We start from the raw sequence: 21,317 nt of genomic DNA, 5'->3' as shown, positions 1-21,317 counted from the left end.
GGCTGTGGCCGAGCCTGTCGACCACGGCTCGAACCCGCCTCGACAGCACCTCGGAACGACTTCCGAGGTGGACCGGATGTCCGTGAAGGACTCCTTCACGGCTCTTAAGGCAGGTAAGGAGTCCTTCACGGCTTTGCCCCGCTCAGGCGTGGTTGCGGAAGCCGAGCACTGTGCGCATGTAGATCGGCCAGAGGTACGGCGTCGCGTCGGTCTCCCCGCCGAGCAGTTCCTCGGCGTAGCACCGCGCGATCGGGTGGAACTCGAACCGCACCGGGCCCTCGTCCACCACGTCCTTCTGGATGCGCAGCAACCCGTGCCCGACGAGCCGGGCCAGCAGCGCCTCGGCCCGTTTCGGCGGGCAGTCGAGCCGCACCGCGACCTCGACCGCGGTGAACGAGCTCGCGCCGAGCGTCGGCAGCAGCCGGAACGCCGTCTGGGCGTGCGACGGCACCGACCGGTAGCTGCCGGCCAGCCGCGCCCGGACGTCGAGCTGGTTGAACTGCAACAGGTCCAGCGGCCGGTTGCTGGTCTCCAGGTGCTGCCGCATGTTCCGCACCGGCCACCCGGGCACCGACCGCAGCCGCGCGCCGATGCACCGCACCGCCAGCGGCAGGTACCCGCACAGCGCGACCAGGCTGCGCGCCTCGTCGCGCTCGGCGGCGACCCGGTCACGCCCGACGATCACGGCGAGCATCTCGAGGCTCTCCTCGCCGGTCAGCGGTTCGAGGTCGATGGTGTGCGTGCCGGCCAGGCCCTGCAGGCCGGAACACGCGGTGGCCACGGCGGCGCACCGCGGCCCGGCGGGCAGCAGCGGCTGGACGTCCGCGTCCGAGGTGACGTCGTCCAGCACGACCAGCACGTTGCGGTCGACGCTCCAGGTCCGGAACATCGTCGCGCGCTCGTCGACGCTGTCGGGCAGCCGCTCACCGGGGAACCCGATCGACCGCAGGAACTGGCCGAGCACCTCCTTCGGGCCGGCGCCGGCCGGGCCGCCGAGGTTCGCGTAGAACTGCCCGTCGCCGAACGCGGACCGCAGCCGGTGCGCGACGCGGACCGCGAACGTCGACTTGCCGACGCCGGGCATGCCCATCACCGACACGATCCGCAGCCCGTCGTCCGAGCGTTCGGCCGGGGAAAGCCACTGCACGGCCGAGCTGATCAGCTCGGCGCGTCCGGTGAAGTCGGCGATGTCGTTGGGCAGCTGCGCGGGCGCGACGAGCTGCACCCGCTCCGCCGGGACCTCGGGCGCCGGGCGGGCGTCGGCGGTCTCGGTCAGCAGCGAGCGGTGCAGCCGCTGCAGGTCGGGCGACGGTTCGAGGGCGAGCTCTTCGACGAGCCGGCCGCGGAAGCGCCGGTAGACGTCGAGGGCCTCGTCACGGCGCTGGCAGCGTTGCAGGGCGAGCATCAGCTGGCTGTGGAACCCCTCGTGGAGGGGCTGGGTCATGGTCAGTTCCTTGAGCTCGCTGACCAGGCCGCGGTGCCGGCCCAGCTGCAGGTCCGCCTCGATCCGGCCCTCCAGCGCGCGCAGCCGGCTCTCCTCGAGCCGGACGGCGTACGCGCTGAGCAGCTCGCCGGTCTCGACGTCGCTCATCGCGGGGCCGCGCCACAGCCGCAGCGCGTGCCGCAGCAGTTCGGTGGCCTCCCCGGGTTCGCCGCTCTCCAGCGCCGCGCTGCCCTGGTGCGCCAGGTGCTCGAACTGGATCTTGTCGACGGCCTCGGCGGCGATCTCGAGCCGGTACCCGTGCCACCCCGTGTGCAGCCCGGCGGGTTCGTGCCCGGATTCCTTGGGGAACAACGACTTCCGCAGCCGGTGGATGTAGGTCTGCACGGTCACGTGGGCGCTGCGGGGCGGGTCGGCGCCCCACACTTCGTCGACGAGATCGGTCGTCGACACGAACTGGTTCGCCCGCACGATCAGCAGCGCGAGGATTTCCCGGAGCTTGGGCGCACTCGGCGTGATGTCCCGGTCATCGGACAGCACGCACAACGGACCCAATAGTTTGAATTGCAGCAACACGCCGAACATCCCCCAGATGACGATTCCGTCAGCCCGGTTTCCCCGACGTCCGGAAATGTGTTGCGATCACCCACGAAAGCGAGTACGGAATCGGCACCTCCCCCAAGCCGCCGCACCGCACATCGTTGTTTATCGCAGGTAGTTTTTCCGCATCCGGAACAGCGTCCGGACACTCGAATTCCGCATAGACCACCACCCCAGGCGACACATTCGTAGATCGACTTGTGCCGAAAGCAGATTACCCGCCGTCGTTGCCCGAGGTCAACCCGCGTACGCTGCGCAGCGTACGCGAACAGACACACCGTCGAAACCCTCGAACGGCCGTCTTCAAGGGCGGATTCACGCGCCGGCAATAAGCCTGATATGCCTGGTTCACCTGGCGCGAGTGCTCACATTCCGACAAGTTCGAGGCGCGGCTTTGCGCCGTTCGGAGCACTGCCGGCCGGATGATCAAGCCCACGGCAATTCATGATCACCACCCCGGCACCCGAGAGCACCATAAGCATCTTCCGATCAGCCGAACCGCTTTCTCGGATTCCGCTCGAGCGCCACTCAGCCGAGAACCTCGCGCAGCCGCGCGGCGAAGGCCGCCGGCTGACCGGCATAGCCGAATTCGCCGCCGAGGAACCCGCCGTGGTGACTCGGGAACACGGTGGCCCGCTGCCCCAGCAACTCCGCGGTCGCCACAGCCGTCCGCCCGGTGAAGACGCTCAGCGATTCCTCACCGACGGCGATCACCACCCGCGTCGACGCCGCGGCGAGCGCGTCGACATCGGGCCGGTAGTCGCTGACGGCCCAGGACCGGTCGGACAACAGCGGATCGTCCCGCCGCCCGTCGTCATCGGCAGGTATCCCGAACTGCACGGGATCGGCGGCCGGCTGCGCGAAGTACGCATCGGTGTACTCGCCGGGCCACGACGTCATCCCGATGAAGGCGGCCATCCCGGCCCCGGACCCCTTGGCAAGATAGGCATCGGTCACGGCGTTCCGAGCCCGCTCGGCGGCCGCGGCATCGGGAACGACGGAGAGCAACGGCGGCTCGTGCGCCACGAGCGTCCGCACATCATCCGGATAAGCGGTCACGAGCGCGAGCGCGGTCACGGCACCCCCGCTGCTCCCGAAGAGATCGACAGGTCCGCCCCCGACCGCCCCGATGACGGCGTGCACATCCCGGGCTTGAACCTCGGGCTCAAGCTCGACCCGGCCGTCCTTCCGCACACTGCGCCCGATCCCCCGCGGGTCATAGGTGACCACGGTCCGCTCGGGAAAGAAGGAAGCAAGGGTCGCAAACCCGTCGGCGGCCATCGGCTGCCCGACCATGAAGAGCGGCGGCTGCGCACTGTCGGCAGGAGCGGGCCCGTGCACGTCGAAGACAAGATCGGCGTCGGCCGTCTCCAGCGTGTGCGTCGTGGCCATGGGAAATCCTCCTGCGTCGACGAACTGCCCGGACCCTATGTCAGCCGACGGTGCCGGCTAAACCACCCGGCCGCACCGGACGTGGTGAGCGTGATGGCCAACCCGGCGGACGGAGCACGATGATCAAGAAGATCCTGGCGGCGGCAGGCGCGGCGGCGATCGCCGTGACGGGTTTGACCCCCGCGGCGTCAGCGGAGGTCGCGGCGGCACCGGACTGCCAGCACGGCAGTTCCTACGGGATCGTCGTGGAGAAGGTGAACCTGACGATCGGCACGACCGTCATCGGGCGGATCGACCTCTGCCGCGACAGCGGCTACCAGTACTGGGGCTTCGTGCTCTTCAACAAGCCGGCGACGGCGAGCCAGTACGGGCAGGCGGCCATCGTCCGGTACGACCAGGTCGCCTACTTCAGCGACGTCGACTGCGACAGCCCGGGCGGCAATCAAAAGGTGATGCCGGGTCAGACCCGCTGCTGGACCCCGAAGTACGACGGCCGGGCCGGCCGCTGGAACTTCGCCGCGGTCGGGTACTTGACGAGCAGCCACACCGGCGACGTCCTCGCCGCCGAGACGACGATGATCCAGCGCTGAACCGGCGGCCGGGCCGCGCGGCCGCTGGGCAGGACGGTCCTTGGCGCGACCGAGCGGCCCCGGCAGAATTCGCCGGATGAGACGACGGCTCGGCTTGCCGGTCCTGCTGGCCGCACTGGCCGTGGCGACCAGCGGATGCGATCCGATCGACGTGGCGACCCCGTCGTCGTGGACACCGCGGCCCGCGCCGACCGTCTGGCCGTCGATCCGGGACCTGACGCACTACCTCCCGACCGAAGCCGACGGCCGGTTGTTCGGCTTCAGCCTGACCCGCGCCGGCCCGCTGGTTTCCGAGCCGCCGCCGGCGCTGCTGCGGGTCTGCGACCTCCCCCAGCCGTGGGACGCGCTGGTGCGCTACGGCGCGGCGCTCACCTGGCAAGCCGACGGCCACGAAGTCCGGCAGGTCATCATCGCCTACGGTCGTGTCTCCGCCCGGGAGGTGCTCGACGCGATCCGGGCCGCCCTGGAGTCCTGCGGCAGCTTCACCTACGAAGGCACCCGGTACCACCGGACGAGCACCATGGGAACCAGCGCCGCCGACGCGGCCGAGGCCCACGAGGTGTTCTGCGCCGACAGAGCCCCGAAAGCCCCGCCCGAACACTGTTTCGCCCTGCTGGCGAGCCACGACCGGCTGACGCAGCTCGCCGTCTCCGGAGCAGGCGAGGACTCCCGCGACCAGCTGGACGCACTCACGAAGGTCATCAGCCCGTTCGCGATCGCCGTCGCCCGGACCTGATCGAAACAAGAGGAGCCGCCAAGGGGGCTCGAACCCCTGACCTTCTGTTTACAAGACAGATGCTCTACCAGCTGAGCTATAGCGGCCTGGCGCCGCGGCGCCGCTCGCAGTCTACCGGGCCCGTGCCGCGCGCCCGGTACAGCCACCCCGGCCGGCCCGTCTCGAAGATCGGGACGACGGCGCCGCCCACCGCGAGCCGGACACGCCTCGAACTGCACCAATCCCCTGGTCAGGACAAGATGATCAGAACGTGGTGGACGCCACTCCATGATCCGTGCAACGGTCGGGGGACGGGCGTCGATGGTCCTCGGGAACGAGCGAGGAGGTGGATGGATCATGACGATCAACGAGCGCACCAACGGGGGCAAGGCGACCAGATGGCCCCTGCTGGAACCGCCCGCGCAGAGACCGCGCACTCACCGGCCGAACCTGTTGCGACGCCGTCCCTGGCACGTTCTCGAAGCGCCCACCGGGGAGTTCCCGGCGGTCGACGCCGAGGAGGCGATGGGGCCGCAGCTGCCCGACGACGCCACCGTCAACTTCGTGCTCGACCTCTCCCTCCGCCTCGGCGAGGTGCAGATGGCCAGCGGCGCCGGCGCCTCGGACGTCAGCGCGACGATCATCGCCATCACCGCCGCGCTCGGGCTGCCGCACTGCGAGGTCGACGTCATCTTCACGTCGATCACCGTGACCTGCCACCGCGGCACCGACCTCGCGCCGGTGACCGCGCTGCGCGTCGTGCGCAGCCGCAGCCTCGACTACACGCGGCTGACCGAGACCGAGAAGCTCATCCGCCGGATCGTCCGCGGGCACCTCGGCGCCGAGCAGGCGCAGACCGAGCTGGAGCGGATCTCGCGGGCGCCGCACCCGTACCCGCGCTGGGTCGCGACGCTGGCCTGGGGCGGGGTCGCCGCGTTCATCACCATCCTGCTCGGCGGCGGGCCCGACATCGCCGTCGTCGCGTTCGTCATCAGCGGCGTGATCGACCGGATCGGGCGGTTCGTCAACCGCTACTCGCTGCCGTTCTTCTTCCAGCAGGTGATCGGCGGCCTGGTCGCGACGCTGTCCGCGATGACGATCATGCGGACCCACGTCCTGACCACCGACAAACCGACGCTCGTCGTCGCGGCCGCGCTGACCGTGCTGCTGTCCGGGCTGTCGACGGTCTCGGCGGTGCAGGACGCCATCACCGGCTACAACGTCACCGCCGCCGGCCGCACCACGGAAGTGGTGCTGATGTCGGCCGGCCTGATCTCCGGGGTCGTGCTGGCCCTGCGGATCGCCGTGATGCTCGGGCTGCCGCCCACCCCGCTGCCCGACGTCCCCACCTCCACACCGCAGCACCTGCCGCTGGTCATCCTCGGCGGGGCCGGCGCCTCGGCCTGCTTCGCGCTCGCGTCCTACTCCAAGATGCGCGCGACGCTGGTCGCGATGGCCGCCGGCGCGATCGGCGCGGCCGTCTACGGCGGGCTCACGGTGATCCAGCTCGACGGCGTCAGCTCGTCCGCGATCGCCGCGACGCTGGTCGGGTTCTGCGGCGGCGTGCTCGCGCGACGACTGGGCGTCACGCCACTCGTCGTCGCCGTGTCCGGGATCACTCCCCTGCTCCCGGGCCTGTCCACCTATCGTGGTCTATACCAAATCGGGGTCGAGCCGAACGGCACTATCTCGACGCTCATGACGGCGGTCGCAATCGGGCTTGCGCTGGCAGCGGGCGTGGTACTCGGCGAATGGCTCGCTCAGCCGGTCCGCACCGGCTTGGGCAGGCTCGAACGCCGGTTCGCCGGACCACGCATGGCCGGTCCGCTCGAACCGGCCGATCGGCGCTTGGAGTAACCCGACGGTCACCGGCTGTTCATCGCTCACGCGATAGGGTTTCACTCTGGGGCCGCGACCCGGGACGCGAGGAGCGAGCACGTGACTGAAGCGACGAAGGAGAACTCGAACCAGGCGGATTTCGTCGTGGTGGCGAACCGGCTACCGGTGGACCTCGAACGCACGACCGACGGTGAACGCCGCTGGACGGCCAGCCCGGGCGGGCTGGTGTCGGCGCTCGAGCCGTTCCTCCGGTCGCGCAAGGGCGCGTGGGTCGGCTGGCCGGGCGTGCCCGACGTCGACGTCGAGGAGTTCGACGACGACGGCCTCGTGCTGCACCCCGTCTCGCTGAGCGCCGACGAGGTCCGCGACTACTACGAGGGCTTTTCCAACGCGACGCTCTGGCCGCTCTACCACGACGTCGTCGAGCGCCCGGTGTTCGACCGGGCGTGGTGGAACAGCTACGTGAAGGTGAACCAGCGGTTCGCGCAGGCCAGCGCCGAGGTCGCCGCCCAAGGCGCGACGGTCTGGATCCAGGACTACCAGCTGCAGCTGGTGCCGGCGATGCTGCGCGAGCTGAGACCGGACCTGCGCATCGGCTTCTTCCTGCACATCCCGTTCCCGCCGGTCGAGCTGTTCATGCAGATGCCGTGGCGCGCCGCGATCATCCGCGGCCTCACCGGCGCGGACCTCGTCGGCTTCCACCGCCCCGGCGGGGCGCAGAACTTCCTGTGGCTGTGCCGCCAGCTGATCGGCCTCGAGTCGACGCGCGGCGCGGTCGGCGTCCGGTCGCGGCCGGGCACCATGCAGGTCGGCGACCGGACCGTGCGGGTCGGCGCGTTCCCCATCTCCATCGACGCCGCCGGCCTCGACCAGCTGTCCCGCACGAAGGGCGTCCAGGAGCGGGCCGCGCAGCTGCGGCGCGACCTCGGCAACCCGAAGACCGTGCTGCTCGGCGTCGACCGCCTCGACTACACCAAGGGCATCGACCTGCGGCTGCAGGCGCTGCACGAGCTGCTGCACGAGGGCAGGCTCCAGCCGGACGACGTCACGTTCGTGCAGCTGGCCACGCCGAGCCGCGAGCGCGTCGAGCACTACCAGCGGATGCGCGGCGAGATCGAGCAGATGGTCGGGCGGATCAACGGCGAGTTCTCCCGCGTCGGTCACCCGGTCGTGCACTACCTGCACCAATCGGTCGATCGCACCGAGCTGGCCGCCTTCTTCTCCGCCGCGGACGTCATGGTCGTGACGCCGCTGCGTGACGGGATGAACCTCGTCTGCAAGGAGTACGTCGCCACGAGGCACGATCTGGGCGGCGCACTGGTGCTCAGCGAGTTCGCCGGCGCGGCCTCGGAACTCTCTAGCGCATTCCTCGTGAACCCCCACGACCTGGACGGGGTGAAGGATGCTCTGGTGGCTGCCATTACGCTCGACCCGGCTGAGGGCCGTCGCCGGATGCGCGCCATGCGTCGCCAGGTTCTCACTCACGACGTCGACCGTTGGGCGCGCTCGTTCTTACAAGCGTTGGGTGCCGAAGCGGTCGAGTGACCACACGACCACGCACGAGCTCCTGAGGAGGAGTGTTGACTGCCGAGGCCCTGCCCGCCGAGCTGCGGCGCGCGATCGTCCAGATCGCCCGTACTCCGCGACTGCTGGTCGCCTGCGACTACGACGGCACGCTGGCTCCCATCACGCTCAACCCGGACGAGGCCCGGCCGCTGCCGGAGTCCGTGGGCGCCCTCAGATCGCTCGCCGGTCTGCACGAGACGACCACCGCGGTCATCTCGGGCCGGGCCCTGCGCGACCTGGCCACGCTGTCGCGGCTGCCGTCCGAGGTGAACCTCGTCGGCAGCCACGGGTCGGAGTTCGACATCGGTTTCATCCACGCGCTGGACGACAAGGCGCGTGAGCTGCACCGACGTCTCGAAACCGAGCTCGAACAACTCGTGCTCGACGTGCCGGGGGTGTCGCTGGAGGTCAAGCCGGCCAGCATCGCGGTGCACGTGCGCCGCGCCGAGCACGAGGCCGGCCGCCGCGTGCTCGCGGCCGTCCACAACGGACCGTCGAAGTGGGACGGCGTCTCGACCACCGACGGCAAGGAGGTGGTGGAGCTCGCGGTCGTCCAGACGGACAAGGGCCACGCGCTCGACATCCTGCGCCACCAGGTGGGCGCGACCGCGGCGATCTTCCTCGGCGACGACGTCACCGACGAGAAGGCCTTCGCCCGGCTCTCCGGCCCCGACCTGGGCATCAAGGTCGGCGACGGCGAGACGCTGGCGGGCTACCACGTGCCGGACACCGTCGACGTCGCGCTGGTCCTCGGCTTCCTGCTGGAGGAGCGCCGCAACTGGCTGTACGGCGAGTCGGCGCCCCCGATCGAGCGGCTGTCGATGCTGGCCAACGAGCGCTCGGTCGCGCTCCTGACGCCGGACGCCAAGCTGACCTGGCTGTGCCACCCGGGCCCGGACGCGCCCGCGGTGTTCGCCGACCTGCTCGGCGGCGAGGGCGCGGGCCACTTCTCCATCAAGCCGCACCGCAACGGCCTCCCGCTCGGCCAGCGCTACCTGCCGAACACGATGACGGTCGAGACGCGCTGGTCGCGCCTGCTCGTCACCGACTACCTCGAGCCGGAGTGCGCGCCGCACCGGACGGACCTGGTCCGCGTCATCTCCGGTGAGGCGGCCGCGGCCGTGACGTTCGCGCCGCGGCCGGAGTTCGGCGGCGTGCCGGTGAGCCTGGAGATCACCGAGGGCGGCGTCAAGGTGCTCGGCACGTCGGAGCCGTTCGTGCTCTACGCGCCGGGCGTCGAGTGGACGATCACCTCGGACGGCCTGCACGACACGGCCACCGCGCTGGTGCAGCCGACGCCGACCCAGCCGGTCGTGCTGGAGCTGCGCTGCGGCACGCCGGACCTCGGGCCGCACGAACTGTCCGAAGTGGAGCGACGCGACCGCGCGGGCCGGTACTGGAGCGAGTGGACGTCGAAGCTGCAGCTGCCGAAGGTGCAGACCGACCTGGTGCTGCGCTCGGCGCTGACCCTGCGCGGCCTGGTCAACACCGACACCGGTGGCGTGCTGGCCGCGGCGACGTCGTCGCTGCCGGAGGAGATCGGCGGCGTCCGCAACTGGGACTACCGCTACTGCTGGATCCGCGACGCCGCGATGACCGTGCGGGAGCTCGTGCACCTGGGCTCGATCGAGGAGGCCGAAGGCTACCTCAAGTGGCTGCACGGCGTGCTCGCGACGCTGGCCGGCCCGGAGCGGCTCCACCCGCTGTACACGCTTTCGGGCAGCGTCATCGGCGCCGAAGCCGTCATCGAGTCGCTGCCCGGGTACGCGGGTTCGCGGCCGGTGCGCGTCGGCAACCTGGCCAACCACCAGGTGCAGCTGGACGTCTTCGGCCCGGTCGTCGAGCTGGTCGGCACGCTCGCCGCGGCGCGCGGCGAACTGCGTGACGAGGACTGGCAGATGGTGCGCGCGATGGCCGAAGCCGTCACGCGGCGCTGGAACGAGCCGGACCACGGGATCTGGGAGGAGCGGCACGTGCCGCGCCACCGGGTCTACTCGCGCGTCATGTGCTGGGTGACCATCGACCGCGCGGTCAAGCTCGGTGCGCAGTACGGCCGGGACGTGCCGGGCGCGTGGCCGCCGTTGCGCGACGCGATCGCCGCCGACGTGCTGGAGCACGGCTGGAACGACGAGGTCCAGGCGTTCACCACGGCCTACGACGGCACGGACCTGGACGCGGCGTCGCTGTTCGTCGGGCTCACCGGCCTGATCGACCCGGCCGACGAGCGCTTCCAGCAGACGGTGACCGCGATCGAGGCGGAGCTGCGCAGTGGGTCCACTGTGTACCGTTACCGCCGCGACGACGGCCTCCCCGGCGGGGAGGGCGGCTTCCACATCTGCGCGGCGTGGCTGATCGAGGCGTACCTGCTCACCGGACGGCGCAACGAGGCCCAGGAGCTGTTCGACCAGATCGTGGCGGCGGCCGGCCCGACGGGCCTGCTGCCGGAGCAGTACGACCCGATCGCCGAACGGTCCCTGGGCAACCACCCGCAGGCGTATTCGCACATCGGGCTCATCCGGTGCGCCAACTTGCTGGCGGCCAGTTAGCCCTTTCGGTCCGAACTGCCGTCAAGGCCACCTTGCAGGCGTCTCGCGCCCGTAAGGTGGCCTTGACGGCGTTCGGAGGTGATGCGGTGCAAGGAACGTTCGGGCAGGTCGAGTACGTGCCGCTGCCGCCCCGGTTCGCCGAGCGCGTGCGCTCGGGGTCGGTCGTCATCGGCTGCTCGATGATCGTCGGCACGGTCCTGCTGTTCGGCCTCACCACGTTCCTGCAGGGCATCATCCACGGCCACGCCTTCCCGGACTCGTTGCTGGGCAAAGCGGCGGCCGTGCTGCCCCCGCTGGCGGTGCTGGCGATGGCGGTACTGGTGCTGACGTGCCGCCGGTGCCTGCGCGGCGACTACCTCGTGATCGCGAGCGCCCAGTCGGCGCGCAACGCGTTCGTGGTCACCTACGTGCTGACGCTGATCCTCATCATCGGCGCGTGCGCGGTCCCGATCGTGTTCCACGTCTGGCACGAAACCCACGCGGCGCGAGCCCCGGACCTGCTCACGACGGTCGCGACGCTCGCCTTCGCCACCATGGGTTTCCTGGCGGGCATGTTCTACGTACGCCCCTCGATGCAGACGTTGCGGCGGTTCAGCGACCACCCGATCTGGTGAGCAATTCAGTCCACAGTGGACGGCTCAGGCCGCGTAGCCCTTCGGCGGGATGAGCGTCGCGAGCTGGTTGAACGTCAGCCAGTAGATCTGGTTGCCGCCGAAGCTGGCCGGGTCGGCGATCTTGACCGTCATGTCGGAGCTGTCGTAGCCGATCACCGTGAAGTAGTGGTAGATCGTGTAGTTCGGGTAGCCCGGCGGGTGGTTGTTCGCCGGGGCGACGATGTTCGCGACGATCGCGTAGCCGTTGTTGACGTCCAGGACGATGTCGCGCCACAGCAGGTCGCGCTGGGCCTGCGTCGGCGGGTCGTTCGGCATCTCCTTCGTCTCGTACCAGGAGGTGCCGAGGTCCTGGTTGAGGACGCCGGTGACCTGCCCGACCCAGTCGGTGCCGTTGGTGGTCGTGCCGAGCTGCGAGGCCAGCGTGGCCTGGCTCGGCACGTTCGACGTCCGGGCCGAGATGGCGATCCGGGTCGCGGCCGGTCCGCACCAGTAGCCGGTGTTCTGGACCTGGTACTGGACGTTCAGCACGGCCTCGGCCCGCTCGACGCCGTCGACGTGCGCGGGCGCGGCCATGGCGTCGACGAACCCGGGCGCCGGCACGACGTACTTCTGGGCCCCGGCCACCGCGGGCGCGGTGAGGAGCCCGGAAACGGCCATGAGCGTGACGAACCCCAGACGGAATCTGCGCATGACGATCCTTCCCCAGTTTTGACGCCGGTTGGCCAGCGCCGAACAAAGGGATGATCGCGACAAGAGCCGCCGTTTGTCTCGTACCGTCCCTGAACGGATCACGACGAAGGTAGGTTCGCCGTGAACGCCGGCGGCGCCTGCGGGCAACAGGGGGCATGCAGGTGATCCAAGAAGGTGCCGACGTCTGGGGGCACGACCGTCCCGACCTGGGCGGAGCCGACCCGGCACCGGTGTTCGCCAAGCTCTTCGACGCCCACGCCGGGCCGCTGCGGCACTACCTCGCCCGCCGGGCCGGCGCCGAAACGGCCAACGACCTCGTCGCCGAGACGTTCCTCGTCGCGCTCCGGCGCCGGGAGAGCTACCGGCCGGAACTGGGCACGGCCCGCTCGTGGCTCTACGGCATCGCGACCAACCTGCTGCGCCACCACGTGCGGTCCGAGCTGCGCGGCCTGCAGGCGACCGCGCGGCTGGCGCGCACCGGCGAGCTCAGCCACGCCGGGCACGACGGCCGCGTCGCCGAGCGGGTCGACGCCCAGGCCCGGGCGGCCCAGCTGGCCGGCGCGCTGGCGAAGCTCAACCCGGCCGACCGCGACACGTTGCTGCTCGTCTCGTGGGCCGGGCTCGACCCGGCCGAAGTGGCCGAAACCCTGGGCATCCCGCAGGGCACGGTGCGCTCCCGGCTGCACCGGATCCGCCGCTGGCTGAGAACCGCCGCCCTCACGACCACCACCGCCGCTCCCGCCGCGAAGGAGGCGTAGTCCCGTGACCGACGACAACATCCGGCAGATCTGGTCCGACGCCGAGCTGGACGCGGCGCTGGCCGACCTCCACGACGACGTCGGCGACGGTGATCTGACGTTCGCGCGCGCGTCGCTGCTGGCGGCGGCCGGCGCCGAGCCCGAAACGCCCCCCGCGCCGGCGGAGTCCCGCGGCGCGTGGCGGTGGATCGCGGTGGCGGCCGCCGTCGCCACGCTCACCGGCGGCCTGGTCGTCGCCACGCAGCTCGCCGACCGCGACCCCGCCCCGATCGCGCCGGCCGCCACCTTGCCCGGGCTCGACGACCTGCGTGGCGTGGACCTCCCGATCGGCCCCGGCGAGTTCCGGCTCACGACGTCGTCGTCGTGGATGGAGGCCGACAAAGGCTCGATCCCGAAGACCTACGTGGGGACGCAGACCGAGCTCTGGATCCCCGCCGACCCGGCCGGGGACTGGCACCTGCGCTCCACGCTCACGAACACCCCGGCCGGCCTGCAGGTCCCCACACCGCGGATGGAACCGGTACCGGTGCATATCACCGACACGACCGGCGCCGGCGGGATCTTCCCCGGGATGTACGGCGGCCCCGACTTCCTGGGTTCCTGGGACGCACCGACGGCGCTGTTCGTCACGAGCCTGCCCGCGGACGTCCAGGCGCTGCGCGCCCAGCTGATCGACGCCCAGCGTGGCTTGGGGACCCCGGTGCGCCGGGGCGAGGAGAACAGCCCCGGGGCGGCCGTCCAGATGGTGCGCAAGACGCTGGAGCTGGGCCTGGCCCGCGGTGACGTGCGGGTGGCGCTCTGGCGGGCGCTGGCCGGTGTCGACGGCATCGTGACCACCCCGGGCATGCCGGCCCCGGACGGCCGGATAGGCGTCGGCTTCACGGCGAAGGACGGCGGCTCGCTGATCGCCGACCAGGCCACGGCCCAGCTCATCGGCTACACGCTGCCGCTCAAGGAGCCGATCGGCGGGACGGGCATCCAGAGTTCGGAGGTGGTCCCGCCGGCCTCGTCGACGCCCAACGTGCCGAGGGCCCCGGACAGGACGGCGATCATGACCACGAATCTCCCGCCGCACTCGTCCCACCCGCCGGAGGAGCGGAACTCGATGGCGGAGAGCTACACGTACTCGATCACGAAGACCGACCACTGACCCGTGGTGGCCGGGCGCCCTGGGGGCGCCCGGCCATCGCGCCAACTCCGAAACGACCCGGCTCGGCCCGGCCCGGCCCGTCCTCGGGCCGGCGGCAGCACCAAGCCGGCCGCCGCCGAGGCGACGGCGTCAGCGAGCGTGGCTCGCCGCGTTCAGTGCGTCCGCTACGTTCGCCACCTCCAGCACCCGGATCCCGGCCGGTGGCTTGCCCGAGTCCGGGGGCACCAGCGCGTGCGTGAACCCCAGCCGCGCCGCCTCCGCCAGGCGGCGGCCGACGCTCGGCACGCGGCGGATCTCGCCCGCGAGCCCGACCTCGCCCACCGACACCAGCCGGGGCGACAGCGCCACGTCGCCGAACGAGGACGTCAGGGCCAGCACCAGCGCCAGGTCGGTGCCCGGTTCGGTGATCTTCATGCCCCCGACCGTCGCCACGTAGACGTCCTTGTCGGCGAGCTTCAGGCCGCCGCGCTTCTCCAGCACCGCCAGCACCATCGCCACCCGCGCCGAGTCGAGGCCGCTGACCGCGCGCCGCGGCTGGGGCGCCGACGTCGACGACACCAGTGCCTGGACCTCGCCCAGCAGCGGGCGCTTGCCTTCCATCGCGACCGTGATCGCCGTGCCCGGCACCGGCTCCGCCGTCTGGCTGATGAACAGCCCCGACGGATCCGGCACCCCGACGATGCCTTCTTCCACCAGCTCGAAGCAGCCGATCTCGTCGGCCGCGCCGAACCGGTTCTTGATGCCGCGGACCATGCGCAGCGTCGAGTGCTTGTCGCCCTCGAACTGCAGCACGACGTCCACCAGGTGCTCCAGCACACGCGGGCCGGCCACCGTGCCGTCCTTCGTGACGTGCCCCACCAGCACCACCGGCAGCCCGCGCTCCTTGGCCAGCGCGACCAGCCCGGACGTCACCGCCTTGACCTGGGTCACCCCGCCGGGTGAACCGTCCACCAGCGGGGACGCCATGGTCTGCACCGAGTCGACGATCAGCACGCCCGGCTTCACGTCGTCGACGTGCCCGAGGATGGCCGAGAGATCGCTTTCGGCGGCGAGGAACATCCGGTCGTGGACGTTGCCGGTCCGCTCCGCGCGCAACCGGACCTGGCCCGCGGACTCCTCGCCCGTGACGTACAGGGACCGGTCGACCGTTTTCGCCCATTGGTAGGCGACTTCGAGCAGCAGGGTCGACTTGCCGACACCCGGCTCACCCGCGAGCAGCACCACCGCGCCCGGCACCAGGCCGCCGCCGAGGACGCGGTCCAGCTCGGACACCCCGGTGCGGCGGGCGCGGGCGGTTTCGACGTCGACCTCGCCGATCGGCCGCGCGGGCGCGCTCGGCGCGCCGGCCGCGACGCGCTGGATCGCCGGTTTCCCGGCGGCCCCGCGTTCCGCGAACGAGCCCCATTCCTGGCACTCCGGACACCGGCCCAGCCACTTGGCCGCTTCGTAGCCGCAGCTCGCGCAGCGGTAGTTGACGCCTTTCTTCACCCCGCGAGGCTATCGGCGCCCACCGACAAAAACGGGGACCTATCCCTTGTCGTGCGCCGGCGCCGCCACGGGCAGCTCGACGGTGACCGGTCCGGCGTTCTTGAAGACGAACGTGACCTTCACGGTCTGACCGGGCCAGAGCGGCTGCTTCAGCGCGGGGAGCGTCACCGTGCCCTTGCCGACGGTCGCGGGGGCCGCGGTCGGCGTCGCACTGGTGGCGGGAGCCGCCGCGGAAGAGGAAGAAGAGGTAGCGGTACCCGTGGAGCCGGTCCCGGTCGCCGTCGGAGCTTCCGAAGAAGAGCTCGGCGTACCCGAGGAGGTGGGCTCCACCTGGTTGGTGGACTCGACCGCGTCGTCCGGGCCGATCACCAGGGAGTGCCCGGCGACGATGTCCTTCGAGCCGCCGACGGTCGCCTGCGTGCCGTCCTCGGTCGTCACCGAGACGAGCGAATCGTCCTGGGCGCCCTGGTTGACGATCGTCAGGGTCAGCGCCGGAGTCGCGCCGGCCGCGTAGCCCGGGCCGGACGTCGGGTACTGGACCGCCACGTCGCGCATCACGATGGTCTTGACCTGGGCGTGCGTGCCGTTGACGGCGGGCTGCTGCGTGTCGGTCTGGGTGATCTGGCCTGCCCCGCACCCGGCGAGCGCGAGCGCGGCACCGAGCGCCAGCACGCCCGCGCCGAGCACGCGACGATTCTGCAGCCTCACGTCGCAGTCCCTTCCCTTTTCACGGCCTCGTTCCTGCGAAGACTAGCCCGGAGCGATCTCCAGCGCGGAACCGGTCCGCGTTGTCCTCAAGATCAACCGTCCACAAAGGAATTCCCAATGGTCGCGCGGACCCTTCGCCATAACCTGCGTGAGCACGGGGATCCGACGTTTGTCAACCCCCGCCCAGGCCGCTGACCTGCGAGGACGAGTCCGGCCCGCTAGGTGGGCACTGGCGGACCGTGGTAGGATGGGGTCAGCGAAAGGGGCAGAGGACACATGGTTTTCAAGGTCGGAGAGACCGTCGTCTACCCGCACCACGGTGCCGCACTCATCGAAGCCATCGAGACCCGCGTGATCAAGGGCGAGGAGAAGAAGTACCTCGTCCTCAAAGTCGCGCAAGGGGATCTTACGGTTCGTGTGCCCGCTGACAACGCCGAGATCGTCGGTGTGCGTGATGTCGTCGGGCAAGAAGGACTGGACAAGGTTTTCGACGTACTGCGTGCTCCGCACACCGAAGAGCCCACGAACTGGTCTCGTCGGTACAAGGCCAACCTCGAGAAGCTCGCCTCCGGCGATGTGAACAAGGTAGCCGAAGTGGTGCGCGACCTCTGGCGACGAGAGAAGGACCGCGGACTTTCAGCCGGCGAGAAGCGCATGCTGGCGAAGGCGCGGCAAATTCTGGTCAGCGAGCTCGCGCTCGCGGAGGGCACCGACGAGGACAAGGCTGAAGTCCTCCTCGACGAAGTTCTGGAAACCGCGGCGGTCTGAGAATCTCATTCTGGTCAGGACGACGCTACGGACCGCAGGTGGCCTGCCTACGGTGACGTCGTGTCGGCCGACGGCTGAATAAGGTTCTCCAACCCCAGGGCGTCCTGCTCGACGGGCGAGCAGGTGCCTCTACGATCGCGAACCGATGAACGTCGCCGTGATCGTGACCGTCGCACACCACGCCTCCGACGGAGAGCTCGCTCTCACGCCGGTCCGTGGTGAAGCGCTACTCACGCACACCGTGCGGGGGCTGCTCGCAGTACCGGAGATCGATCTGGTTCTCGTGGCGGCCCCCCAGCGGTGTGCGCAAGTCTATTCACAGGTCCTCGAGGACCTCTCGTGCCGGGTCGTCCCCGGTTCGCTCCGGCAGGCCTTCGCCGTCGTCGAGCCCGAACTTTCCCGTAACTCCGTTCTACTCCTCCACGACGCCTTGCGGGCCTTCATTCCTGCGCAAACGGTGCGTGACGTGATCACCGCGGTCGGTGACGCGACTCCCGTCGTCGTCCCGGTGCTCCCGATGGCCGACACGGTGAAGGTGACCGACGCGGCCGAGCTGATCGTCGGCACCGAGGACCGCACCCGGCTGCGCACCGCCCAGACCCCGGTCGGCTACACCCTCGACGCCTTCCGCGTGGCGGACCTCGAGGCGGCCGTCCCCGAGGGCGCGGCGACCGTGCCGGGGCACCCGGACGCGATGCGCGTCACCACCGACTTCGAACTTTCCCTGGCCGAGGCGATCGCGGCGGCACCGAGCACGGAGGAGACGCTGTGAGGATCGGCAACGGGGTGGACGTCCACCCGATCGAGGCGGGCCGCGAGTGCTGGATCGCCGGGCTGAGCTGGCCGGGCGTCGACGGCTGCGCGGGCCACTCGGACGGCGACGTCGCGGCGCACGCCCTGTGCGACGCGCTGCTGTCCGCGGCCGGCCTCGGCGACCTCGGCGCGGTGTTCGGCACCGGCGACCCTCGGATGAACGGCGCCCACGGCGCCGACATGCTCGCCGAGGTCCGCGGCCTGATCGAGGCCGAGGGCTGGCGCGTCGCGAACGCGACGGTCCAGATCGTCGGCAACGCCCCCCGGGTGGGCAAGCGGCGCGACGAGGCGCAGAAGGTGCTCTCGGAGGCCGTCGGCGGCCCGGTGAGCGTCTCCGGCACCACATCCGACGGCTTGGGCCTCACCGGCCGCGGCGAAGGCATCGCGGCCTTCGCCACGGCACTGCTGCTGACGGCGGAATAGCCCCACGGGCCCACGCCGACCGGGTTGTCCACAGCCGGGCCGAGATGTGGACAACGAGGCCCCGCCTGTGACGTTTCCCGCTTTTCGTCGGAGGGTCCCGATACGCTGGAAGCGGGGCCGGTCCCCCGGAGAGGGCGGGGGTGCCTTCGGGCGGCGGCTTTGCCCGGCGGGGTCGTTCCGCAATGGCCGCGGCCTCGCAGCCGGCCCGCACGGCGGAATAGCCCCGCCGCCCGAGCACGTTCGGCGTGACATGGCCCTCACTCTCCCGGACGCCGTCCGCGCGCTCGTCGACGGCAAGAACTTCGCCACCGTCGCCACGCTCGACCCCGACGGCGGCCCGCAGACCTCCGTCGTCTGGATCGGCCTCGACGACGGCGACCTCGTGTTCAGCGCGACCGAAGACCGCCGGAAGGTCCGCAACCTGCGGCGCGACCCCCGCGTCGGCGTGTCGATCACCGACGCCGGCAACCCGTACCGGCACACCCAGCTGCGTGGCACGGTGACACTCATCCCCGACCCGGGCAAGACGCTGCCGAAGACCCTGAGCCACAAGTACCTCGGCGAGGACCCGCCCGCGGAGGGCGGCGACGTCGAACGGGTGATCGTCCGCCTGCGCGTCGCGAAAATCGCTGGCAACGTCAAATAGGGTCCGGACCATGGGTGTGACATTCAACGACGCGACCAAGGCGCTCCTCGACGGGAAGAACTACCCCGTCGTCGCCACCACCAACGCCGACGGCTCGCCGCAGAGCTCGGTCGTCTGGGCCCGCCGCGACGGCGACACCGTGGTCTTCGTGACCGTCCAGGGCCGCCGGAAGGAACGCAACATCCGCCGCGACCCCCGCGTGTCGCTCTCCGTCTTCGACCTGGCCGATCCGGAGAACTACGTCGAAATCCGCGGGCGGGCCGAGGTCACCGTCGACGGCGGCCGCGAGCTGAACGACGAGCTGGCCCACAAGTACACCGGCGAGGCCTTCCCGCCCGAGCCGGCCGACGTCGTGCGCGTGCTCGTCCGCGTTGTTCCCGAACACATCACAGGGCATTCGGCCTGACGATCCCGTTAGGCTGAAACCCATGACGATCAGGGCGGTGTTGTTCGACTACTCCGGCACGCTTTTCCGGCTCGAGCAGGACGAGACCTGGCTCACCGAACTGACCGACCACGCGGGCACGCCGCTCGACATCGAGGCCCAGGCCGAGCTGATGCGCCGGATGACGGCGCCGGTGGGCCAGGTCGTCGAGCTGGACGCCGACCACCAGCACGCCTGGCACCACCGCGACCGCGACCCCGTGCTGCACCGGAAGGTGTACCTGGAGGTCCTCAAGAAGTCCGGCGTGCCCCGGCCCGAGCAGGCCGTCGCGCTGTACGACCGGCTGATCGATCCCAGCCAGTGGACGCCCTACCCGGACACCGAGGCCGCGCTCAAGGCGGCGTCCGAGCAGGGGCTCAAGGTCGGCGTCCTGAGCAACATCGCCTTCGACATCCGGCCCGCGTTCACCGCCCGCGGCTGGGACGCCTACGTCGACGAGTTCGTCCTGTCCTTCGAGGTCGGGGCCATCAAGCCGGAGCTGGAGATCTTCCGCCGGGCCGTGCAGGCCCTCGGCGTCCCGGCCACCGAGACCCTGATGGTCGGCGACAGCGAGGAGGCCGACGGCGGGGCCCGCGCGCTCGGCTGCGAGTTCGCGCTGGTGGACCCGCTGCCGACGGCGCAGCGGCCGGATGCCCTGCTCACGGCGCTGAGCGCGTTCGGCGTCGGGCCGGACCCCAGCTAGCCGCCTGCGACCTCGCTCACGCCCACCCCGTACCCTTTCAGGGTGGCCCTACACCTTTTCGACACAGCGACCCGGAGCGTGCGGGAGTTCCAGCCCGCCCGTAGCGGAACGGCGTCGATCTACGTGTGTGGTGCCACCGTGCAGGGCGTGCCGCACATCGGGCACGTCCGCGGCGTCGTGGACTACGACGTCCTGCGCCGCTGGCTCGTCCACAGTGGACTGGACGTGCTGCTGGTCCGCAACGTCACCGACATCGACGACAAGATCCTGACCAAGGCCACCGAAGCCGGCCGGCCCTGGTGGGAATGGGGCGCGACGCACGAGCGCGCCTTCGAGACCGCGTACGAGCAGCTGGGCTGCCTCGCGCCGTCGGTCAGCCCGCGCGCGACCGGGCATGTCACCCAGATGGTCGAGCTGATGGAACGCCTCATCGAGAGCGGCCACGGCTACGTCGCGGATGGCGACGTCTACTTCTCGGTCAAGTCGTTCGACGACTACGGCAAGCTGTCCGGCCAGGTCCTCGAGGACGTCCAGCAGGGCGAGACGCCCACCCGCGGCAAGCGCGACCCGCGCGACTTCACCATGTGGAAGAGCGCGAAGCCGGGCGAGCCGTCGTGGCCGACGCCGTGGGGCGCCGGCCGGCCGGGCTGGCACCTGGAGTGCTCGGCGATGGCCACGGCCTACCTCGGCGCGGAGTTCGACATCCACGGCGGCGGCATCGACCTGGTCTTCCCGCACCACGAGAACGAGCGCGCCCAGTCGAACGCGGCCGGCGACGCCTTCGCGCGGTTCTGGCTGCACAACGCCTGGGTGACCATGTCCGGCGAGAAGATGTCGAAGTCGCTGGGCAACACCGTGTCGATCCCGGCGCTGCTGGAGCGCTACCGGGCCCCCGAGCTGCGGTACTACCTGGTCCAGCCGCACTACCGCTCGACCATCGAGTACTCCGACGGCGCGCTTTCGGAAGCCGCGCAGGGCTACCGGCGGATCGAGACGTTCCTGCGTCGCGCCGCTTCTTCCGGCGAGGTGGGGATCGGCACGATCCCGGCCGGGTTCGCCGCCGCGATGGACGACGACCTCGCCACCCCGCAGGCGTTCGCCGTGGTCCACACCACGGTGCGGGACGGTAACGCCGCCCTCGACGCGGGCGACACCTCCAAGGCACTCGAACTCGCCGCCGCCGTGCGCGCGATGACCGACGTGCTCGGCCTCGACCCGCTGTCCGCGCGCTGGTCCGAGGCGGGCGGTTCCGAAACGCCCACCAAACAGGCGCTGGCCGAACTCGTCGAAGGGCTGCTGGCCGAGCGCCAGCAGGCCCGGGCCGAGAAGGACTTCGCCCGCGCGGACGCCGCCCGTGACCGCCTCCAGCAGGCGGGCATCGTGGTGGAGGACACCCCTAACGGTCCACAGTGGACAGTCAAGTCCGACTGAGCCGTTCTCCAT

General features: G+C 70.8%; 20 protein-coding genes and 1 tRNA gene. 15 read left to right on the top strand and 6 right to left on the bottom strand.

The window, feature by feature from the left end; translation table 11 throughout:
* Positions 1-142: 142 nt before the first annotated feature.
* Both ACLJQZ_RS01565 and ACLJQZ_RS01560 read right to left on the bottom strand, forming a co-directional pair.
* The gene (locus ACLJQZ_RS01565; RefSeq protein WP_410618153.1) at positions 143-2,017 is read right to left on the bottom strand and encodes a BTAD domain-containing putative transcriptional regulator; all 1,875 of its coding nucleotides are present in this window, start codon (positions 2,015-2,017) and stop codon (positions 143-145) included.
* 552 nt (positions 2,018-2,569) lie between these two features.
* A complete protein-coding gene (locus ACLJQZ_RS01560; RefSeq protein WP_410618152.1) occupies positions 2,570-3,433 on the bottom strand; it encodes an alpha/beta fold hydrolase in 864 nt (287 codons plus the stop codon).
* Between the two features lie 119 nt (positions 3,434-3,552).
* Here ACLJQZ_RS01560 and ACLJQZ_RS01555 point away from each other — a divergent pair, with 119 nt between their 5' ends.
* Together ACLJQZ_RS01555 and ACLJQZ_RS01550 are read left to right on the top strand one after the other, a co-directional pair.
* Positions 3,553-4,023: a hypothetical protein gene (locus tag ACLJQZ_RS01555; protein ID WP_410618151.1), complete on the top strand. Its 471-nt coding sequence runs from the start codon at positions 3,553-3,555 to the stop codon at positions 4,021-4,023.
* Between the two features lie 76 nt (positions 4,024-4,099).
* Positions 4,100-4,759: a hypothetical protein gene (locus ACLJQZ_RS01550; RefSeq protein ID WP_410618150.1), complete on the top strand. Its 660-nt coding sequence runs from the start codon at positions 4,100-4,102 to the stop codon at positions 4,757-4,759.
* 13 nt (positions 4,760-4,772) lie between these two features.
* On the opposite strand, the gene ACLJQZ_RS01545 is transcribed toward ACLJQZ_RS01550, so the two are convergent.
* Positions 4,773-4,845 (bottom strand) — tRNA-Thr (locus tag ACLJQZ_RS01545).
* Between the two features lie 250 nt (positions 4,846-5,095).
* Between ACLJQZ_RS01545 and ACLJQZ_RS01540 the strand changes: the two genes are divergently transcribed.
* From ACLJQZ_RS01540 to ACLJQZ_RS01525, 4 genes are all read left to right on the top strand, one after another.
* Entirely contained in the window at positions 5,096-6,595 is a 1,500-nt protein-coding gene (locus ACLJQZ_RS01540; RefSeq protein WP_410618149.1) for a threonine/serine exporter ThrE family protein, read from the top strand.
* A gap of 81 nt (positions 6,596-6,676) precedes the next feature.
* On the top strand, positions 6,677-8,122 hold the full coding sequence (locus tag ACLJQZ_RS01535) for a trehalose-6-phosphate synthase (protein WP_410618148.1): 1,446 nt from the start codon (positions 6,677-6,679) through the stop codon (positions 8,120-8,122).
* Between the two features lie 32 nt (positions 8,123-8,154).
* A complete protein-coding gene (otsB, locus tag ACLJQZ_RS01530; protein ID WP_410618147.1) occupies positions 8,155-10,689 on the top strand; it encodes a trehalose-phosphatase in 2,535 nt (844 codons plus the stop codon).
* 86 nt (positions 10,690-10,775) lie between these two features.
* Entirely contained in the window at positions 10,776-11,303 is a 528-nt protein-coding gene (locus tag ACLJQZ_RS01525; RefSeq protein WP_410618145.1) for a hypothetical protein, read from the top strand.
* A 24-nt stretch (positions 11,304-11,327) separates the two neighbouring features.
* On the opposite strand, the gene ACLJQZ_RS01520 is transcribed toward ACLJQZ_RS01525, so the two are convergent.
* The gene (locus tag ACLJQZ_RS01520; protein ID WP_410618144.1) at positions 11,328-11,993 is read right to left on the bottom strand and encodes a C39 family peptidase; all 666 of its coding nucleotides are present in this window, start codon (positions 11,991-11,993) and stop codon (positions 11,328-11,330) included.
* Between the two features lie 155 nt (positions 11,994-12,148).
* Here ACLJQZ_RS01520 and ACLJQZ_RS01515 point away from each other — a divergent pair, with 155 nt between their 5' ends.
* Together ACLJQZ_RS01515 and ACLJQZ_RS01510 are read left to right on the top strand one after the other, a co-directional pair.
* Positions 12,149-12,751, top strand: a complete 603-nt coding sequence (locus ACLJQZ_RS01515) for an RNA polymerase sigma factor (protein ID WP_410618143.1) — start codon at positions 12,149-12,151, stop codon at positions 12,749-12,751.
* A 4-nt stretch (positions 12,752-12,755) separates the two neighbouring features.
* Positions 12,756-13,901, top strand: a complete 1,146-nt coding sequence (locus ACLJQZ_RS01510; protein ID WP_410618142.1) for a hypothetical protein — start codon at positions 12,756-12,758, stop codon at positions 13,899-13,901.
* Positions 13,902-14,030: 129 nt separating this feature from the next.
* Here the strand turns inward: ACLJQZ_RS01510 and radA are convergent, their stop codons facing one another.
* Together radA and ACLJQZ_RS01500 are read right to left on the bottom strand one after the other, a co-directional pair.
* On the bottom strand, positions 14,031-15,389 hold the full coding sequence (gene radA / locus ACLJQZ_RS01505) for a DNA repair protein RadA (protein WP_410618141.1): 1,359 nt from the start codon (positions 15,387-15,389) through the stop codon (positions 14,031-14,033).
* Between the two features lie 39 nt (positions 15,390-15,428).
* Positions 15,429-16,097, bottom strand: a complete 669-nt coding sequence (locus ACLJQZ_RS01500; RefSeq protein ID WP_410618140.1) for a hypothetical protein — start codon at positions 16,095-16,097, stop codon at positions 15,429-15,431.
* A gap of 276 nt (positions 16,098-16,373) precedes the next feature.
* On the opposite strand from ACLJQZ_RS01500, the gene ACLJQZ_RS01495 reads away from it, so the two are divergent.
* The 7 genes from ACLJQZ_RS01495 to cysS all read left to right on the top strand — a co-directional run bounded on the left by ACLJQZ_RS01495 (position 16,374) and on the right by cysS (position 21,305).
* On the top strand, positions 16,374-16,865 hold the full coding sequence (locus ACLJQZ_RS01495; RefSeq protein ID WP_005165253.1) for a CarD family transcriptional regulator: 492 nt from the start codon (positions 16,374-16,376) through the stop codon (positions 16,863-16,865).
* Positions 16,866-17,010: 145 nt separating this feature from the next.
* Positions 17,011-17,637: a 2-C-methyl-D-erythritol 4-phosphate cytidylyltransferase gene (locus ACLJQZ_RS01490; RefSeq protein ID WP_410618139.1), complete on the top strand. Its 627-nt coding sequence runs from the start codon at positions 17,011-17,013 to the stop codon at positions 17,635-17,637.
* A complete protein-coding gene (ispF, locus tag ACLJQZ_RS01485; RefSeq protein ID WP_410618138.1) occupies positions 17,634-18,101 on the top strand; it encodes a 2-C-methyl-D-erythritol 2,4-cyclodiphosphate synthase in 468 nt (155 codons plus the stop codon). The genes ACLJQZ_RS01490 and ispF overlap by 4 nt, the downstream gene beginning before the upstream one ends.
* 250 nt (positions 18,102-18,351) lie before the next feature.
* Positions 18,352-18,747, top strand: coding sequence for a PPOX class F420-dependent oxidoreductase (locus ACLJQZ_RS01480; RefSeq protein ID WP_410618137.1), 396 nt, complete (start codon positions 18,352-18,354; stop codon positions 18,745-18,747).
* Positions 18,748-18,757: 10 nt separating this feature from the next.
* Positions 18,758-19,153, top strand: coding sequence for a PPOX class F420-dependent oxidoreductase (locus ACLJQZ_RS01475; RefSeq protein WP_410618136.1), 396 nt, complete (start codon positions 18,758-18,760; stop codon positions 19,151-19,153).
* Positions 19,154-19,175: 22 nt separating this feature from the next.
* On the top strand, positions 19,176-19,874 hold the full coding sequence (locus ACLJQZ_RS01470) for an HAD family hydrolase (RefSeq protein ID WP_410618135.1): 699 nt from the start codon (positions 19,176-19,178) through the stop codon (positions 19,872-19,874).
* A 42-nt stretch (positions 19,875-19,916) separates the two neighbouring features.
* Complete coding sequence (cysS, locus tag ACLJQZ_RS01465; RefSeq protein WP_410618134.1) at positions 19,917-21,305, top strand: cysteine--tRNA ligase; 1,389 nt, start codon at positions 19,917-19,919, stop codon at positions 21,303-21,305.
* Positions 21,306-21,317 lie beyond the last annotated feature (12 nt).

It is taken from the genome of Amycolatopsis sp. cmx-8-4, from assembly GCF_046548675.1.
Taxonomy (GTDB): domain Bacteria; phylum Actinomycetota; class Actinomycetes; order Mycobacteriales; family Pseudonocardiaceae; genus Amycolatopsis.
Note: the sequence above shows the minus strand (reverse complement) of the source record. Positions and strands in the feature narration are given on the sequence as shown.

Bases quoted from the DNA above. Each gene is read 5' to 3' on its own strand.
- ACLJQZ_RS01480 (WP_410618137.1), top strand. From the start codon at position 18,352: ATGGCCCTCACTCTCCCGGACGCCGTCCGCGCGCTCGTCGACGGCAAG.
- ACLJQZ_RS01515 (WP_410618143.1), top strand. From the start codon at position 12,149: ATGCAGGTGATCCAAGAAGGTGCCGACGTCTGGGGGCACGACCGTCCC.
- ACLJQZ_RS01470 (WP_410618135.1), top strand. From the start codon at position 19,176: ATGACGATCAGGGCGGTGTTGTTCGACTACTCCGGCACGCTTTTCCGG.
- ACLJQZ_RS01495 (WP_005165253.1), top strand. From the start codon at position 16,374: ATGGTTTTCAAGGTCGGAGAGACCGTCGTCTACCCGCACCACGGTGCC.
- ACLJQZ_RS01520 (WP_410618144.1), bottom strand. From the start codon at position 11,993: ATGCGCAGATTCCGTCTGGGGTTCGTCACGCTCATGGCCGTTTCCGGG.
- ACLJQZ_RS01540 (WP_410618149.1), top strand. From the start codon at position 5,096: ATGACGATCAACGAGCGCACCAACGGGGGCAAGGCGACCAGATGGCCC.
- ACLJQZ_RS01475 (WP_410618136.1), top strand. From the start codon at position 18,758: ATGGGTGTGACATTCAACGACGCGACCAAGGCGCTCCTCGACGGGAAG.
- ACLJQZ_RS01490 (WP_410618139.1), top strand. From the start codon at position 17,011: ATGAACGTCGCCGTGATCGTGACCGTCGCACACCACGCCTCCGACGGA.
- ACLJQZ_RS01560 (WP_410618152.1), bottom strand. From the start codon at position 3,433: ATGGCCACGACGCACACGCTGGAGACGGCCGACGCCGATCTTGTCTTC.
- ACLJQZ_RS01555 (WP_410618151.1), top strand. From the start codon at position 3,553: ATGATCAAGAAGATCCTGGCGGCGGCAGGCGCGGCGGCGATCGCCGTG.
- ACLJQZ_RS01550 (WP_410618150.1), top strand. From the start codon at position 4,100: ATGAGACGACGGCTCGGCTTGCCGGTCCTGCTGGCCGCACTGGCCGTG.